13 protein-coding genes are annotated in these 15,267 nt (G+C 70.6%); 1 reads left to right on the forward strand and 12 read right to left on the reverse strand.

Annotated elements, in window-relative coordinates; genetic code table 11:
• Positions 1 to 277: 277 nt before the first annotated feature.
• Genes aspS through ACFPYL_RS17880 form a run of 3 tightly spaced genes read right to left on the reverse strand, consistent with a single transcriptional unit; the run spans position 278 to position 4,057 of the window.
• Positions 278 to 2,050: an aspartate--tRNA ligase gene (aspS, locus tag ACFPYL_RS17870; protein ID WP_379157306.1), complete on the reverse strand. Its 1,773-nt coding sequence runs from the start codon at positions 2,048 to 2,050 to the stop codon at positions 278 to 280.
• Positions 2,047 to 3,384: a histidine--tRNA ligase gene (gene hisS, locus ACFPYL_RS17875; RefSeq protein ID WP_379157309.1), complete on the reverse strand. Its 1,338-nt coding sequence runs from the start codon at positions 3,382 to 3,384 to the stop codon at positions 2,047 to 2,049. Before hisS ends, aspS begins: the two co-directional genes overlap by 4 nt.
• A 1-nt stretch (position 3,385) precedes the next feature.
• A complete protein-coding gene (locus ACFPYL_RS17880) occupies positions 3,386 to 4,057 on the reverse strand; it encodes an MBL fold metallo-hydrolase (protein WP_379157312.1) in 672 nt (223 codons plus the stop codon).
• A gap of 130 nt (positions 4,058 to 4,187) precedes the next feature.
• Between ACFPYL_RS17880 and ACFPYL_RS17885 the strand changes: the two genes are divergently transcribed.
• Entirely contained in the window at positions 4,188 to 5,417 is a 1,230-nt protein-coding gene (locus tag ACFPYL_RS17885) for a DUF349 domain-containing protein (RefSeq protein WP_379157315.1), read from the forward strand.
• Positions 5,418 to 5,445: 28 nt separating this feature from the next.
• Here the strand turns inward: ACFPYL_RS17885 and ACFPYL_RS17890 are convergent, their stop codons facing one another.
• The 9 genes from ACFPYL_RS17890 to ruvC all read right to left on the reverse strand — a co-directional run bounded on the left by ACFPYL_RS17890 (position 5,446) and on the right by ruvC (position 15,111).
• Positions 5,446 to 6,417, reverse strand: a complete 972-nt coding sequence (locus ACFPYL_RS17890) for a collagen-like triple helix repeat-containing protein (RefSeq protein ID WP_379157318.1) — start codon at positions 6,415 to 6,417, stop codon at positions 5,446 to 5,448.
• A 90-nt stretch (positions 6,418 to 6,507) separates the two neighbouring features.
• Positions 6,508 to 8,817 (reverse strand): RelA/SpoT family protein, encoded by a 2,310-nt coding sequence (locus tag ACFPYL_RS17895; RefSeq protein WP_379157321.1) that lies wholly within the window; start codon positions 8,815 to 8,817, stop codon positions 6,508 to 6,510.
• Between the two features lie 22 nt (positions 8,818 to 8,839).
• Positions 8,840 to 9,397 carry an adenine phosphoribosyltransferase gene (locus ACFPYL_RS17900; protein ID WP_379157324.1) on the reverse strand — a complete coding sequence of 186 codons (558 nt, stop codon included), beginning with the start codon at positions 9,395 to 9,397 and terminating at the stop codon, positions 8,840 to 8,842.
• Positions 9,394 to 10,641, reverse strand: coding sequence for a protein translocase subunit SecF (gene secF, locus ACFPYL_RS17905; RefSeq protein WP_379157327.1), 1,248 nt, complete (start codon positions 10,639 to 10,641; stop codon positions 9,394 to 9,396). Before secF ends, ACFPYL_RS17900 begins: the two co-directional genes overlap by 4 nt.
• Positions 10,641 to 12,455: a protein translocase subunit SecD gene (secD, locus tag ACFPYL_RS17910; RefSeq protein WP_379157330.1), complete on the reverse strand. Its 1,815-nt coding sequence runs from the start codon at positions 12,453 to 12,455 to the stop codon at positions 10,641 to 10,643. The genes secF and secD overlap by 1 nt, the downstream gene beginning before the upstream one ends.
• Position 12,456: 1 nt before the next feature.
• Positions 12,457 to 12,786, reverse strand: coding sequence for a preprotein translocase subunit YajC (gene yajC / locus ACFPYL_RS17915; RefSeq protein WP_379157332.1), 330 nt, complete (start codon positions 12,784 to 12,786; stop codon positions 12,457 to 12,459).
• A 122-nt stretch (positions 12,787 to 12,908) separates the two neighbouring features.
• Positions 12,909 to 13,991: a Holliday junction branch migration DNA helicase RuvB gene (ruvB, locus tag ACFPYL_RS17920; RefSeq protein ID WP_379158137.1), complete on the reverse strand. Its 1,083-nt coding sequence runs from the start codon at positions 13,989 to 13,991 to the stop codon at positions 12,909 to 12,911.
• Positions 13,988 to 14,581 carry a Holliday junction branch migration protein RuvA gene (ruvA, locus tag ACFPYL_RS17925; protein ID WP_379157335.1) on the reverse strand — a complete coding sequence of 198 codons (594 nt, stop codon included), beginning with the start codon at positions 14,579 to 14,581 and terminating at the stop codon, positions 13,988 to 13,990. Before ruvA ends, ruvB begins: the two co-directional genes overlap by 4 nt.
• Positions 14,578 to 15,111 (reverse strand): crossover junction endodeoxyribonuclease RuvC, encoded by a 534-nt coding sequence (gene ruvC, locus ACFPYL_RS17930; protein WP_379158140.1) that lies wholly within the window; start codon positions 15,109 to 15,111, stop codon positions 14,578 to 14,580. Before ruvC ends, ruvA begins: the two co-directional genes overlap by 4 nt.
• Between the last annotated feature and the right edge of the window lie 156 nt (positions 15,112 to 15,267).

Genomic DNA, 15,267 nt, shown 5'->3' on the forward strand with positions numbered 1-15,267 from the left:
CAGATGGCGGACCTGGGGTCGACGACCGAAGCGACTGTATGTGACGCCGACGCATCATCGGGTCTTCTGCGTGTAACGATCTGGTCTCGACAAAGCCGCTCCACATTCGCCTAAACAGGCGTGGGACGCAACACCCTCCGTCTCGCATGACGAACGGCCGCGGACCTTGCGCCGAACGGCGATCGGGACCAGAGGACGTACGGCGCGGCCGCCCCAGCCGGGAACCTCCGGCCGGCGTACATCACATTGCGGACGCGATGGTTCCGTTATCGGGTCGTTACGCGGGACCAGCCGTGGGCTCGGGCTTCGCGTCGACGCCGGCCTCCTTGCGCTGCTGGACCGTGATCGGCGCGGGTGCCGAGGTGAGCGGGTCGAAGCCGCCGCCCGACTTCGGGAACGCGATCACGTCGCGGATCGAGTCGCTGCCGGAGAGCAGCGCCACGATCCGGTCCCAGCCGAAGGCGATGCCGCCGTGCGGGGGCGCGCCGTACTTGAACGCGTCGAGCAGGAAGCCGAACTTCTCCTGCGCCTCGTCCTCCTCGATCCCCATGATCGCGAAGACCCGCTTCTGGATGTCCTCGCGGTGGATACGGATCGAGCCGCCGCCGATCTCGTTGCCGTTGCAGACGATGTCGTAGGCCCACGCCAGCGCGTTGCCCGGGTCGGTGTCGAACGTGTCGAGGTCCTGCGGCGAGGTGAAGGCGTGGTGCACCGCCGTCCAGGCGCCGTCGCCGACGGCGACGTCGCCCGCGGCGGTCGCGTCGTCGGCCGGCTCGAAGAGCGGCGCGTCGACGACCCACAGGAAGCTCCAGGCGTCCTCGTCGATGAGGCCGCCCCGGCGACCGATCTCCAGACGGGCCGCGCCGAGCAGCGCGCGGCTGGACTTCACCGGGCCGGCGGCGAAGAAGATGCAGTCCCCCGGCGCGGCACCGACGTGCGCGGCCAGGCCGGCCTTCTCCTCGTCGGTGATGTTCTTGGCGACCGGGCCGCCGAGCTCGCCGTCCTCCTGCACCAGCACGTACGCGAGGCCGCGGGCACCGCGCTGCTTGGCCCACTCCTGCCAGGCGTCCAGCTGCTTGCGGGGCTGGCTCGCTCCCCCGGGCATCACCACGGCGCCGACGTACGGCGCCTGGAACACCCGGAACGGCGTGTCCTTGAAGTAGTCCGTGCACTCGACGAGCTCGAGGCCCATCCGCAGGTCGGGCTTGTCGGAGCCGTAGCGGGCCATCGACTCGGCGTACGTCATCCGCGGCAGCGGCACGGGCACGTCGACGCCGATCAGCTTCCACAGCGCGACCAGGATGTCCTCGGCGACGGCGAGGACGTCGTCCTGCTCGACGAAGCTCATCTCGATGTCGAGCTGGGTGAACTCCGGCTGCCGGTCGGCGCGGAAGTCCTCGTCGCGGTAGCAGCGCGCGATCTGGAAGTAGCGCTCCATGCCGGCGACCATCAGCAGCTGCTTGAAGAGCTGGGGGCTCTGCGGCAGGGCGTACCAGCTGCCGGGCTGGAGCCGGGCGGGCACCAGGAAGTCGCGGGCACCCTCGGGCGTCGAGCGGGTCAGCGTCGGGGTCTCGATCTCGACGAAGTCGCGGGCGTCGAGCACGTCGCGCGCGGCCTTGTTGACCTTGCTGCGCAGGCGGATCGCGTTGTTGGGTCCGCTGCGGCGCAGGTCGAGGTAGCGGTGCTTGAGCCGCGCCTCTTCGCCGACGTCGATGTGGTCGGAGATCGGGAACGGCAGCGGTGCGGAGGCGGAGAGCACCTCGACGTCGGTGGCGACGACCTCGTACTGCCCGGTCGGCAGGTTGGGGTTGACGTTGCCCTCGGTGCGCTCGACCACCTCACCGGTGACCTTGAGACAGAACTCGCTGCGCAACGGATGCGCCACGTCGGGGTCGCGGATCACGACCTGCACCACACCCGAGGCGTCGCGCAGGTCGATGAAGGCGACGCCGCCGTGATCGCGCCGGTTGGCCACCCATCCGGCGAGGGTGACGGTCTGGCCGACGTGCGCAGGCAGCGTCAGCGCGCCGGCGTCCTGGGTGCGAATCACGGTGTTGTCTCCTCGTTGCTGATCACCTGCGGTCGCAGGTCTTGCTCGGGCGGGCTCCAGGTCGCCGGGTCCGCGGCCACCTGGTCCCCCGATCGGATGTCCTTGACCTCGCCCTGGTCGGGGAACCAGACGAAGGGGATGCCGCGGCGCTCGGCGGTGCGGATCTGCTTGCCGAACTTCTGCGCGTTCGGCGCGACCTCGCACGGGATCCCGCGAGCCCGCAGGGCATCGGCGACGGCGGTGCTGGTCGACCGCGACTCCTCGTCGGCGACCGCCACGAGCACACAGCTCGGCACCGGGCGGCTGCCCGAGAGCACGCCGTCGGCGAGCAGCGGGATGAGCGAGCGGGAGACGCCGAACGAGACGCCGACACCCGGGTACGTCGTCCGCCCGTCGGAGGCGAGGGCGTCGTACCGTCCGCCACCACCGACGGACTTGAGGCGCTCGTAGCCCTCCATGAAGATCTCGACGACCGTGCCGGTGTAGTAGTCGAGGCCGCGCGCGATGCGGAGGTTGGCCTCGACGGTGACGTGGCGGTGGCCGCCCGCCGCGCAGCCCTCGACCACGGCGGCCAGCTCGGTCAGGCCCTCGTCGAGGAGCTCGTCCTCGACCCCGAGGGTGCGCACCTGCTCCACGAACGACGTGTCGGCGACGCGGATCGTGGCCAGCTCGAGGCAGCGCTGCGCCTGCTCGGGCGTTGCTCCGGCGTCGCTGACGAGCAGCTCGGCGACCCGGTCTGCGGGCAGCTTGTCGAGCTTGTCGATGGTGCGGATGGCGGTGGTGACGTCGGGCAGGCCGAGTCCGCGGTAGAAGCCCTGGATCAGCTTGCGGTTGTTGAACTGGAAGCTCACCGGCGGGATCGGCAGGGCGTCGAGCGCGTCGACCATCACCCGCATCACCTCGACGTCGTGGTGGAACGGCAGCTCGTCGCGGCCGACGACGTCGACGTCGGCCTGGGTGAACTGGCGGTAGCGACCCTCCTGCGGTCGCTCGCCACGCCAGGCGGGCTGGATCTGGAAGCGCCGGAACGGGAACTCGAGGTGGCCGGCGTGCTCGAGCACGTAGCGGGCGAAGGGCACCGTGAGGTCGAAGTGCAGCCCGAGCCCGGAGTCGCTGTCGCCGTCACCGGCCTGGAGCCGGCGCAGGACGTAGATCTCCTTGTCGATCTCGCCGCCCTTCGCGAGCCGGTCGAGCGGCTCGACGACCCGCGTCTCGATGTTGGCGAAGCCGTGCAGCTCGAAGGTGCGCGACAGCGACGCGATCACCTCGCGCTCGACGGCGCGGGCGGCGGGCAGCAGCTCGGGGAACCCGCTCAGCGGGGTGGGCTTGGCCATGTCAGAGGTCCTGGAGATATGGGTTCGTCACGCGCTCCCGGCCGATCGAGGTCTGCTCGCCGTGCCCGGGGAGCACGACGATGTCGTCGGCGAGGGGAAGCACCTTGCTCTTGAGGCTCTGCAGCATCGTCGGATGGTCGCCGCCGGGCAGGTCGGTGCGTCCGATCGAGCCCGCGAAGAGCAGGTCGCCGGAGAACATCACCTCGGAGATGTCGTCGGTCGGGTACGGCGAGCGGAAGGTCACCGATCCCTCGGTGTGGCCCGGGGTGTGGTCGACCACGAAGCGCAGTCCGGCGAGCTCGAGCTCCTGGAGGTCGGTGAGCTCGCGGACGTCGTCCGGCTCGGCGAACTGGTAGTTGCCCCCGAGCAGCATCTGCGTGGTCTCGCGCGACATGCCGGCCATCGGGTCGGCGAGCAGGTGCCGGTCGGCCGGGTGGATCCACGCGGTGGCGTCGTACGTGCCTGCGACCGGCGCGACGCACCACATGTGATCGACGTGGCCGTGCGTCACCAGCACGGCGACCGGCTTGAGCCGGTGCTCGCGGACCACGTCGGCGACGCCCTCGGCGGCGTCCTTGCCGGGGTCGATGACGACGCACTCGGTGCCGGGTCCGGTGGCGGCGACGTAGCAGTTGGTGCCCCACGGACCCGCGGGGAAGCCGGCGATCAACACTCCGGCACACTATCGAGCCGGCGCACCCGGCGTCGCATCGGGATCTGGGCTGCGGGTGGGCGGTCGCCCGCACTGACTAGCATGGGCGTCGACGACCAGCAGCGAGCGCGCTAGCGAGCGGAGTGCAGCAGTGACCAGCCACGATTGGGGCCGCGTCGACGACGACGGCACCGTCTACGTCAAGACCGCCGAGGGAGAACGGTCCGTGGGCCAGTACCCCGAAGGATCACCCGAGGAGGCCCTGGCCTTCTTCACCGAGCGGTTCGCCGCGCTCGCGTTCGAGGTCGAGCTGCTCGAGAAGCGGGTCGCCAGCGGGGTGATGTCGCCCGAGGAGGCGACGGCGTCGGTGCGGACCGTGCGGGAGCAGGTGACCTCGGCGAACGCCGTCGGGGACCTGGCGTCGCTGACCGCGCGGCTCGACGCGCTGGAGCCGGTGCTGGAGCAGCAGCGCGAGGCGCGCAAGGTCGAGCGTGCCCAGCGAGCCGCCGAGGCCCGCACGGGCAAGGAGCGGATCGTCGCGGAGGCCGAGACCCTCGCCGAGGGCTCCGACTGGCGCAACGGCGCCAACCGGATGCGCGACCTGCTCGACGAGTGGAAGGCGCTCCCCCGCATCGACCGCTCGTCCGACGACGCGCTCTGGCGGCGGTTCTCGACTGCGCGCACGGCGTACACCCGGCGCCGCAAGGCGCACTTCTCCGAGCAGCACGAGAAGCGCGACGCCGCCCGCGCGATCAAGGAGCGGCTCGCGACCGAGGCCGAGGGCCTCGCCACCTCGACGGACTGGGGCGGCACGGCGGGCCGCTACCGCGACCTGATGCGCGAGTGGAAGGCCGCCGGGCCCGCACCGCGCGACGTCGACGAGGCGCTCTGGAAGCGCTTCCGCGGCGCGCAGGACACCTTCTTCGGCGCCCGCGACGCGGCCGCCGCCGAGCAGGACGTCGAGTTCGCCGCGAACGCCGAGGTCAAGGAGGGGCTCCTCGTCGAGGCCGAGAAGCTGCTCCCGGTGACCGACCTCGACGCCGCCAAGCGGGCCTTCCGCGACATCGCCGACCGCTGGGACGCCGCCGGCAAGGTCCCGCGCGACCGGATGAAGGACCTCGAGGCGCGGATCCGCAAGGTCGAGTCCGAGATCCGTGGCGTCGAGGACGAGCAGTGGCGTCGCTCCGACCCCGAGAAGTCGGCGCGCGCCGACGACATGGTCAGCAAGCTCGAGGCCGCCATCGCCCAGGTCGAGGCCGACCTCGAGAAGGCCAAGGCTGCTGGGAACGAGAAGAAGGTGAAGGAGCTCGAGGAGAACCTCGAGTCCCGTCAGTCCTTCCTCGAGATGGCCAAGCGAGCCAGCGCCGACTACTCCTCGTAGTCGGGATCCGCTGAGCCGGCCGCTCAGGTCACCGGTCGACGAACTTGCGCAGCTCCTTGCGCTGGTGGGGCGTGATCGCCCGCAGGGAGTCCGTCAGCGTCGGGCACGCGCAGCCCGAGGGCTCCGGCAGCTCCGGGAGTCCAGAGGTGTCCGGGACGTCGCCGCCCAGGCTCGTGACCGTCACGGACGCGACCGCCGGCGCGAAGCCGCAGTCGTCCGCGTCCTCTCGCAGGCACTCGCCGCCGTCGCCCGGCAGGTAGATCGGGATCGGACCGGCGTCGTCCATGAAGACCACCGCCGACGAGCTGCACGAGAGCAGGCCCGTGATCAGGGCGGTGAACGAGATCGCGCAGTCGCCGGTGTAGGTGTGCAGGTCCGCCGACCCGTCCGGGGCGAACGGGTTCCCGGCGTACAGGAGCGGGAACGGGATCGAGTCGTTCACGAACATGCCCTGGACCGTGACCAGGTAGTTGCCGGCCGCCGGCACCGTCAGCTCGTCGTCGTGCAGCCCGCGCAGCTCCGTCACGTCCATGTCGTCGATCGTGCTGTCGTCGTTGATGTCCACGGCGTTCCACCCGGTCGCGCCGAAGAAGTCCCAGTCGACGACGGAGCCGTCGCCGTCGGCGCCGTCAACGCCGGGCGCGCCCGACGGACCGGCGACGCCGGGAGAGCCCTGGGCACCGGGCAGACCCTGCTCGCCCTGGGCACCTGGGGATCCCTGCGCACCCTGGGGACCCTGTGGGCCTGCGGACGCCAGGTCGGTGATCGTCTGGCGGGTGGCCGCGTCGAGCTGGACCCCCCAGCTGACCGAGCCCGCCGCCAGGCTGGTGCCGTTGATGCCGCGCTTCTTGACGTCCTTGGACGTGATGGTGCCGTCCTTGATGTCCTTGGACGTCACCAGCTTGCCGGCCACCGCGCCCGAGGTCGCAGCGACCACGAGCATCAGGGCGAGGGCGCCGGCAACGAGCACGGCCTTCGGAGAGGGGCGGAACTGTGACATGGCCAGCAACCTAGGGCGCGACCTGCGACCAGTCCGGGGAACGGCACCAGGTCCAGACCAGTCTCCCCGCGGTTGCCGGTGAGCCCGGGACTACTGCGTGACGCGGTAGGCGTCGAAGACGCCGGGCACGGAGCGGACCGCCTTGAGGACGGTGTCGAGGTGCTTGGCCTCGGCCATCTCGAACGTGAACCGGCTCTTGGCGACCCGGTCGCGCGAGGTCGACAGGTTGGCGCTCAGGATGTCGACGTGGGCGTCCGAGAGCGCCATGGTGATGTCGGAGAGCAGCCGCGCCCGGTCGAGCGCCTCGACCTGGATGTTGACCAGGAAGCTCGACTGCCCGGTCGGCGCCCACTCGACGTCGAGCAGCCGCTCGGGCTGCGACTGGAGGCTGGCTGCGTTGGTGCAGCTCTGGCGGTGCACCGACACTCCCCCGCCCTTGGTGACGAATCCGAGGATCGGGTCGGGCGGCACCGGCGTGCAGCACTTTGCGAGCTTGACCCACACGTCCGGCGCGCCCTTGACGATGACCCCGGAGTCACCGCCCGGCTGCGCCTTCGCGCGACCCCGGCGGCCGGTGATCGTCACACCCTCGGCGAGGTCCTCGGCCGCCCCGTCGTCGCCGCCGTGGACGTCGATCACCCGGCGTACAACGGCCTGCGCGCTCAGGTTGCCCTCGCCGACGGCGGCGTACAGGGCCGAGACGTCGGCCAGCTTGAAGTGGACGGCGGCGAGCATCAGCGACTCGTGGGACATCAGCCGCTTGAGCGGCAGCCCCTCCTTGCGCATCAGCTTGGCGATCTGCTCCTTGCCCTGGTCGATCGCCTCCTCACGCCGCTCCTTGGTGAACCACTGACGGATCTTGGAGCGCGCACGGGGCGACTTCACGAAGCCGAGCCAGTCGCGCGACGGACCGGCCGTGGGCGACTTCGAGGTGAAGACCTCGACGACGTCGCCGTTCTCGAGCCCCGACTCGAGCGGCACCAGTCGCCCGTTGACGCGGGCACCGATGGTGTGGTGACCGACCTCGGTGTGCACGGCGTACGCGAAGTCGACGGGCGTCGCGCCGGTGGGCAGCGCGATCACGTCTCCGCGCGGCGTGAAGACGTAGACCTCGGCGCGGTTGATCTCGAAGCGCAGGGACTCCAGGAACTCGCCCGGGTCCTCGACCTCGTTCTGCCAGTCGAGCAGCTGGCGCACCCAGGTCATGTCATCGACGTCGCCGGGGCGGTCGGTGTCGACGCCGTTGCGACCGTCCTCCTTGTACTTCCAGTGCGCCGCGACGCCGTACTCGGCCCGGCGGTGCTGGGCGTAGGTGCGGATCTGCAGCTCGACCGGCTTGCCCTGCGGCCCGATGACGGTGGTGTGGAGCGACTGGTACATGTTGAACTTGGGCATCGCGACGTAGTCCTTGAACCGGCCGAGCACCGGGTTCCACCGCGCGTGCAGGATGCCGAGAACGGTGTAGCAGTCGCGGTCGTTCTCGACCAGGACCCGGATCCCGACCAGGTCGTAGATGTCGGAGAACTCCCGGCCGCCGACGATCATCTTCTGGTAGATCGAGTAGTAGTGCTTGGGTCGCCCGGTGACCGTGCACTTGACCTTGGCCTCGCGCAGGTCGGCGTCGACCTGGTTGATCACCTCGGCCAGGAACTGGTCGCGCGACGGTGCGCGCTCGGCGACCATCCGCACGATCTCGTCGTAGATCTTCGGGTGCAGGGTCGCGAACGCCAGGTCCTCGAGCTCCCACTTGATGGTGTTCATGCCGAGCCGGTGGGCCAGCGGCGCGTAGATGTCGAGGGTCTCGCGGGCGACCCGCTCCTGGGTCTCCTGCCGGACGTAGCGCAGGGTGCGCATGTTGTGCAGGCGGTCGGCCAGCTTGATGACGAGGACCCGGATGTCGCGCGACATCGCGACGATCATCTTGCGGATCGTCTCGGCCTGCGCGGAGTCGCCGTACTTGACCTTGTCGAGCTTGGTCACGCCGTCGACGAGCAGGGCGACCTCGTCACCGAAGTCCTGGCGCACCTGCTCCAGCGTGTACGGCGTGTCCTCGACCGTGTCGTGGAGCAGCGCCGCAGCCAGGGTCGGCTCGGTCATGCCGATGTCGGCGAGGATCGTCGTCACGGCGAGCGGGTGCGTGATGTACGGGTCGCCGGACTTGCGGGTCTGCGTGCCGTGCATCTTCTCGGCCGTCAGGTAGGCGCGCTCCAGCAGCGCCAGGTCGGCCTTCGGGTGGTTGGCCCGCACCGAGCGGAAGAGCGGCTCCAGCACCGGGTTGGCGGAGGTGCCGCGGGTGCCCATCCGGGCCAGCCGGGCACGCATGCTGCGCGTCGAGGGACCGGGCTCGGAGGCACGGCGCGGGCCTGCCGGGGCAGGTGCGGCGGTGCTCTCCTCGGTCACTTCTGCAGTCTAGGCCGTGGGGCTAGACCGTCAGCAGAGTTGTCAGGTCGGCGTCGCCCAGGGAGTCGCGCCCGGGCAGGAAGCTGAGCTCCATCAGCATCGCGATGCCGTGGACCGTCGCCCCGCACTCGGCGACCAGCTCCATGGTGGCCTTGGCGGTCCCACCGGTGGCCAGCACGTCGTCGACGAGCAGCACCCGGTCGCCCGGCGCCAGCGCGTCCTGGTGGATCTCGAGGGTGGCCTCGGCGTACTCCAACGAGTAGGAGACGGCGTACGTCGCGCGCGGGAGCTTGCCGGCCTTGCGGACCGGGACGAACCCGACGCCCAGCGCCAGTGCCACCGGGGCGCCGAGGATGAAGCCGCGCGACTCCATGCCCAGGACCTTGTCGACCACCGGCCGGCCCTCGGCGTCGCGACCCGCGGCGGCCAGCGCGTCGATCACCGCGGTGAGCGCGACGTGGTCGCCCAGCAGTGGGGTGATGTCCTTGAAGAGGATCCCAGGCTCGGGGAAGTCGGGGACGTCCGCGATCAGCGCGAGGGCGGCGTCCAGCCCCGGCCCGGGCTGATCGCGGACGGTCACTTCTTGCCGCGCTTGGACTTCGGCTGCCGCGACGGCTGCTGCCGACCGGACGCACGGCTCTCCCCGACCGGGCGGCGCGGCTCGGGAGCGATCCGGCCGCGACCGGCCGCCTCCGGCGCGCGGGGCGGCGCGACCGCACGTGAGACCGGTGCACCCTCCTCGAGGTCACCCTCGGCCTCGTCGAGCACGCCGGGCTCGTCGGCCACCGGCATGTCCTCGGTGAAGGAGGGCACGGTGGCGTAGCGGTCCGCGTCACGACGCTCGCGGGCCTTGGCGCGCTTGTCGGCGAGCTTGACCTCCGACTCCGTGGACTTCATCTGCACCAGCACGCGCGGAGCGATGAAGACCGACGAGAAGACACCGGCCGCCATGCCGACGAACTGCGCGAGCGCGAGGTCCTTCAGCGAGCTGGCGCCGAGCTGGACGGCGCTCACGTAGAGGATCGCGCCGATCGGGATGAGGGCCACGATCGAGGTGTTGATCGAGCGCACCAGGGTCTGGTTGACGGCCAGGTTGGCCGCCTGTGCGTAGCTCTGGCGGCTCGAGCGCAGGTCGTGGGTGTTCTCCCGGATCTTGTCGAAGACGACGACGGTGTCGTACATCGAGAAGCCGAGGATCGCGAGCAGGCCGGTCACGGCCGCCGGTGTCACGGGGAAGCCGGACAGCGAGTAGACGCCGATCGTGAGCGCGATGTCGTGGAACAGCGCGATCAGCGCTGCGACCGACATCTTCCACTCGCGGAAGTAGCCCCAGATGAAGAGCACGACGAGAGTCAGGAAGATGCCGACGCCGATGAGCGCGCGCTTGGCGACCTCCTGACCCCAGCTGGCGCCGACCTCGGTCTTCGAGACGTCGTCGCCGCTGGCGCCGGTGACGTCCTTGATGATCGCGCGCACCTCGACGTCCTCTGCGGCACTGACGTTCTCCATCTGGAGGATCAGGCCGTCGTCGCCGGCCGTGGTGACCGTCGGAGACGAGACGCCGCCGGCCGCTGAGTCGCCGACCTGCGAGGCCAGCTCGTCGGCGGTCGCCTGGGTCGCGACGTCCGAGGACAGGTCCGAGATGGTGTACTCGGTACCGCCGGTGAACTCGATCCCGAAGTTCAGGCCCTTGATCAGGATGACCAGGATCGCCAGCCCGACCAGGGTGCCGGAGATGGCGTACCAGAGGGCGCGGCGGCCGATGAAGTCGTAGGACTTCCGACCCTGGTAGAGGTCGTTGCCGAGCCGTGAGAACTTGCCCATCAGGCCTTACCTCCCGAGGTGGTGACCCGGTCGACGCCGAGCGTGTTCGCGCTCAGGCCCGACAGCTCGCCGCCACCGTTGAAGAACTTGAAGCGTGCCAGGAACGTCACCATCGGCTTGGTGAACCAGAAGAGGATCGCCAGGTCGATCAGCGTCGAGAGGCCGAGGGCGAAACCGAAGCCCTTCACGACGCCGGTCGCGAACAGGTAGAGCACCGCTGCCGAGAGCAGCGACACCACGTTGGCCGCGAGCCGGGTCTTCTTCGCGCGCACCCAGCCGGTCTCGACCGCGACCCGCATCGACCTGCCCTCGCGCATCTCGTCGCGGATGCGCTCGAAGAAGATGATGAAGGAGTCGGCGGTGACACCGACGCCGATGATCAGACCGGCGATGCCGGGCAGGGTCAGCGTGAAGCCGGCCGTGTGGCCGAGCAGCAGCACCATCCCGTAGGTGATGGCCGCGGCGGTCAGCAGCGAGGCCAGCACGACCAGGCCGAGGCCGCGGTAGTAGACGAGGCAGTAGCCCATCACCAGGATCAGTCCCAGGAGACCAGCGGTCAGACCGGCCTGGAGCTGGTCGCCGGCGAGCGACGGTCCGATCTGCTCGACCTGCGTGCCGTCCTTGTCGAAGGAGATCGGCAGGGCGCCGAACTTGAGGCTGGTCGCCAGGCTCTCGGCCGAGGTCTTGTTGAAGTTGCCCGAGATGCGCGCACTGCCGTCGGGGATCCGGCTGTCGAACTGCGGGGCCGAGATGACCTGGCCGTCGAGCACCACGGCGAACTGCTGCTCGGTGCCGGCCATCGCCTCGGAGAGATCCGCGAAGACGTCCTTGCCGTCTCCTCCCAGGGTCAGGTCCACCTCATAGGCCACGCTGCCCTGCGGGATGCCTGCCGACGCGGACTTGAGATCGGTGCCCTCGATCGCCGCGGGCGAGAGGAGGTACTTCGTCGACGCGTCGTCGTCGGTGCCGCAGGTGACCAGCCAGGTGGACGGGTCGTCCTCCGGCAGGGTCTTGGTCGGGCAGGTGTACGCCGCGAAGGCGTCGATCGCCTCCTGCGGCGGCGCGGTGATGAATGTGAGGGCGTCCTTGGCGCTCGCACCCACGGTGTCCTGGGACTCGGTGGGGGTGGAGGTCGGCGTACCGCTCGGCGAGGCGCTCGACGACCCGCTGGGCGACGCGCTGGGCGACGCGGCGTCGGACGGGCTCGCCGACGTCGACGGAGCGCTCGCCTTCTGCTTCTGCTGGTTCTTCTTGGTCTTGTCGTCGGCCGTGAACGCCGGGCGGTTCTTCGGCTTCGCCGTGCCCTTGCCCTTCGGCTTGGCCGTGCTCGAGGCCTTCGGGGTCGCGGACGGCGAGGCCGGCAGTGTCACGCCGACACCGGGCTCGGAGCTCGCGCTCGGGTCCGCGCTCGGGTCGGTCGGCGTGGCCGCCGAGGCACACGGTCCGGGCGCGAGGGTGCTGCACGCGACGGTGCGGAAGCGAAGCTGTGCCTGCCGGTTCACGGTGTCGATGAGCGAGTTGTCGGTGTCGCCAGGGACCTCCACCACGATGTACTTGCTGCCCTGGGTCGTCACCTCCGCCTCGCTGAAGCCCGTGGCGTTGACCCGGCTGTCGATGATCGAGGCTGCCTCGTCCAGGTTCTCCTGGCTCGGGTCACCGTTCGCGGTCAGCGTGATCCGGGTGCCACCCTGGAGGTCGAGACCGAGGGCCGGCTTCCAGTTGCCGCCGATGGCGACGAGGCCGAAGATCACGGCGATCCCGATCGCGAAGACGACCAACGTGCGGCCCGCGTGGGCTGCTGCGTTGCGTGCCATGTCAGCTCTTCTCCTCAGGGCCGGTGCCCTCGGCGCCCGGCTCGTCGTTCTCCGGGTCGAGGTCACCCTCGTCCTCGTCCGCGTACTGGTGGATCTTGTTGCCGACCGCGCCGCGCGCGACCTTGATGACGACGCCCTCGGCGATCTCGACCAGCACGTGGTCGTCCTCGACCTCGCGCACGGTGGCGTAGACGCCCGACGTCAGCATGACCTCGTCCTCCACGGACAACGAGGACTGCATGCTCCGGAGTTCCTTCTGCCGTCGAGACTGCGGCCGGATGATGAAGAGCCAGAAGAGCAGCACGATGCCGACGAGCGGCAAGAACTCCACGACGAAAAGACCTCTCGAGCAGAAAGCAGGGGCGCCGGAGCCCAGGCGGGCCGACCGACGGGCAAGTGTAACCAGCGAGGTGGTCCGGATCACGAACCCGGGTCACCACTCCAGTAGGACGATCACCCGTCGAAGAGAGTTCCGTCCGGCTCCGTGAGCGGCGCCGCCGCCGGTACGGCGAGGCCGAGGTGCTGCCAGGCGGCCGGCGTCGCGACCCGGCCGCGCGGCGTACGGGCCAGGAAGCCGTTGCGGACCAGGAACGGCTCCGCCACCTCCTCCACGGTCTCGCGCTCCTCCCCCACGGCCACGGCCAGGGTCGAGATGCCGACCGGGCCGCCGCCGAACCGCCGGCAGAGGGCGTCGAGGACGCTCCGGTCCAGCCGGTCGAGGCCGAGCGCGTCGACCTCGTAGAGGTCGAGCGCCGCTCGGGCGACCTCGATGGTGACCACGCCGTCGGCCTTGACCTGCGCGTAGTCGCGGACCCGGCGCAGCAGCCGGTTGGCGATGCGCGGGGTGCCGCGGGAGCGCGAGGCGATCTCGGCGGCGCCCTCGCCCTCCAGCTCGACGCCGAGGAGGCCGGCCGAGCGGTGGATGATCAGGTCGAGCTCGTGCGGCTCGTAGAACTCCAGGTGGGCGGTGAAGCCGAACCGGTCGCGCAGCGGCCCGGGCAGCAGCCCGGCGCGGGTGGTGGCGCCGACCAGGGTGAACGGCGGGATGTCGAGCGGGATCGCGGTCGCGCCCGGCCCCTTGCCGATGACGACGTCGACCCGGAAGTCCTCCATCGCCATGTAGAGCATCTCCTCGGCCGGCCGCGCCATCCGGTGGATCTCGTCGACGAAGAGGACGTCGCCCTCGTTCATCCCGGACAGGATCGCTGCGAGGTCCCCGGCGTGGGTGATGGCGGGGCCGCTCGTCAGGCGGAGCGGAGACGACATCTCGGCAGCGATGATCATCGCCAGCGTGGTCTTGCCGAGTCCCGGAGGCCCCGACAGCAGCACGTGGTCCGGGGCGCGACCCCGGAGCCTGGCCGCCTCGAGCACCAGCCCGAGCTGGTCGCGGACCCGCGCCTGACCGACCACCTCGTCGAGGGTGCGGGGGCGCAGTGCCGCCTCGATGGTGCGCTCGTCGCCGTCGGCCTCGGCCACGGTCAGCGAGGCGAGATAGGTCTCCTCCGCCTCGGCCAGGTCGTCCTCGTGCACGATCAGGCCTTGCTCAGGGTGCGCAGGGCGGCACGCAGCAGCGCGCCGACGTCGGGGCTCGATCCGGCCTCGGGCGCGACCGCGTCGACCGCCTTCTCGGCGTCGCGGGTCGTCCAACCCAGACCCATCAGGCCCTGGTGGACCTGCTCGCGCCACGACTCGGTCGAGGCAGCGGTCGCGGGTCGGCCGCCGGTCGGGGCGCCGATCCGGTCCTTGAGCTCGAGGATGATCCGCTGCGCGCCCTTCTGGCCGATGCCCGGCACCCGGGTCAGCGTCTTCACGTCGTCGGACGCGATCGCACGACGCAGGTCGTCGGGCGCCAGGACCGCCGTGATCGCCTGGGCGACCTTCGGGCCGACGCCGGACGCGGTCTGCACGAGCTCGAAGACCTGCTTCTCGTCCTCGTCGCCGAAGCCGAAGAGCGTCAGCGAGTCCTCGCGCACGACCATGCTGGTCGGCAGCGTGGCGGTGTGGCCGGGACGGAGCGTGGCCAGCGTGCCGGGCGTGCACATCAGCTCGAGGCCGACGCCGCCGACCTCGAGGACGGCACTGGAGAGCGTGACGGCGGCGACCTGGCCGCGGACGAACGCGATCAACGGGACCTCCCGATCGTCGGTCGAGGCTGGCGAGACCCGGCGAGCGCGGCGTCGATCCGGGCCTGGGCGCCTCCGCGCCAGATGTGGGTGATGGCGAGCGCCAGGGCATCGGCGGCGTCGGCCGGCTTCGGCATGGCGTCGAGCCGCAGGATCCGGGTCACCATCGCGCCGACCTGGGTCTTGTCGGCGCGGCCGTTGCCCGACACCGCGGCCTTGACCTCGCTCGGGGTGTGCAGGGCGACCGGTAGCCCACGACGGGCGGCGCACACCATCGCGATGCCGCTCGCCTGCGCGGTGCCCATCACGGTGCTCACGTCAGATCGTGCGAAGACCCGCTCCACGGCCACCGCGTCCGGCCGGTACTCGTCGAGCCAGGCATCGATACCCTTCTCGATCGTCACCAGCCGCTCCGGCACCGGCAGGTCCGAGGACGTCCGCAGCACGTTGACGTCGACCAAGGAGAGCGGCCGACCGACCGAGCCCTCGACCACGCCCATGCCGCAACGGGTCAGCCCGGGGTCGATCCCCAGCACGCGCATCGGTCAGCCCTTCCGTCCGAACACCTGTTCGGAGGCAACGCTAACCGCAAGGGTCGCCCGGGCCGACGGCGACACGCCCTCACTGCCGACTTTCGGCTCACCGGGTTTCGACGCGTCGGTCGCGGCTTCGCAAGCTCAGCCGCGCTC

Source organism: Nocardioides hankookensis (assembly GCF_042658885.1).
Lineage (GTDB): Bacteria > Actinomycetota > Actinomycetes > Propionibacteriales > Nocardioidaceae > Nocardioides > Nocardioides hankookensis.

Excerpts from the sequence above, each read along its gene's own strand:
- hisS (WP_379157309.1), bottom strand. The coding sequence starts at position 3,384 with ATGGCCAAGCCCACCCCGCTGAGCGGGTTCCCCGAGCTGCTGCCCGCC.
- ACFPYL_RS17890 (WP_379157318.1), bottom strand. The coding sequence starts at position 6,417 with ATGTCACAGTTCCGCCCCTCTCCGAAGGCCGTGCTCGTTGCCGGCGCC.
- secF (WP_379157327.1), bottom strand. The coding sequence starts at position 10,641 with ATGGGCAAGTTCTCACGGCTCGGCAACGACCTCTACCAGGGTCGGAAG.
- secD (WP_379157330.1), bottom strand. The coding sequence starts at position 12,455 with ATGGCACGCAACGCAGCAGCCCACGCGGGCCGCACGTTGGTCGTCTTC.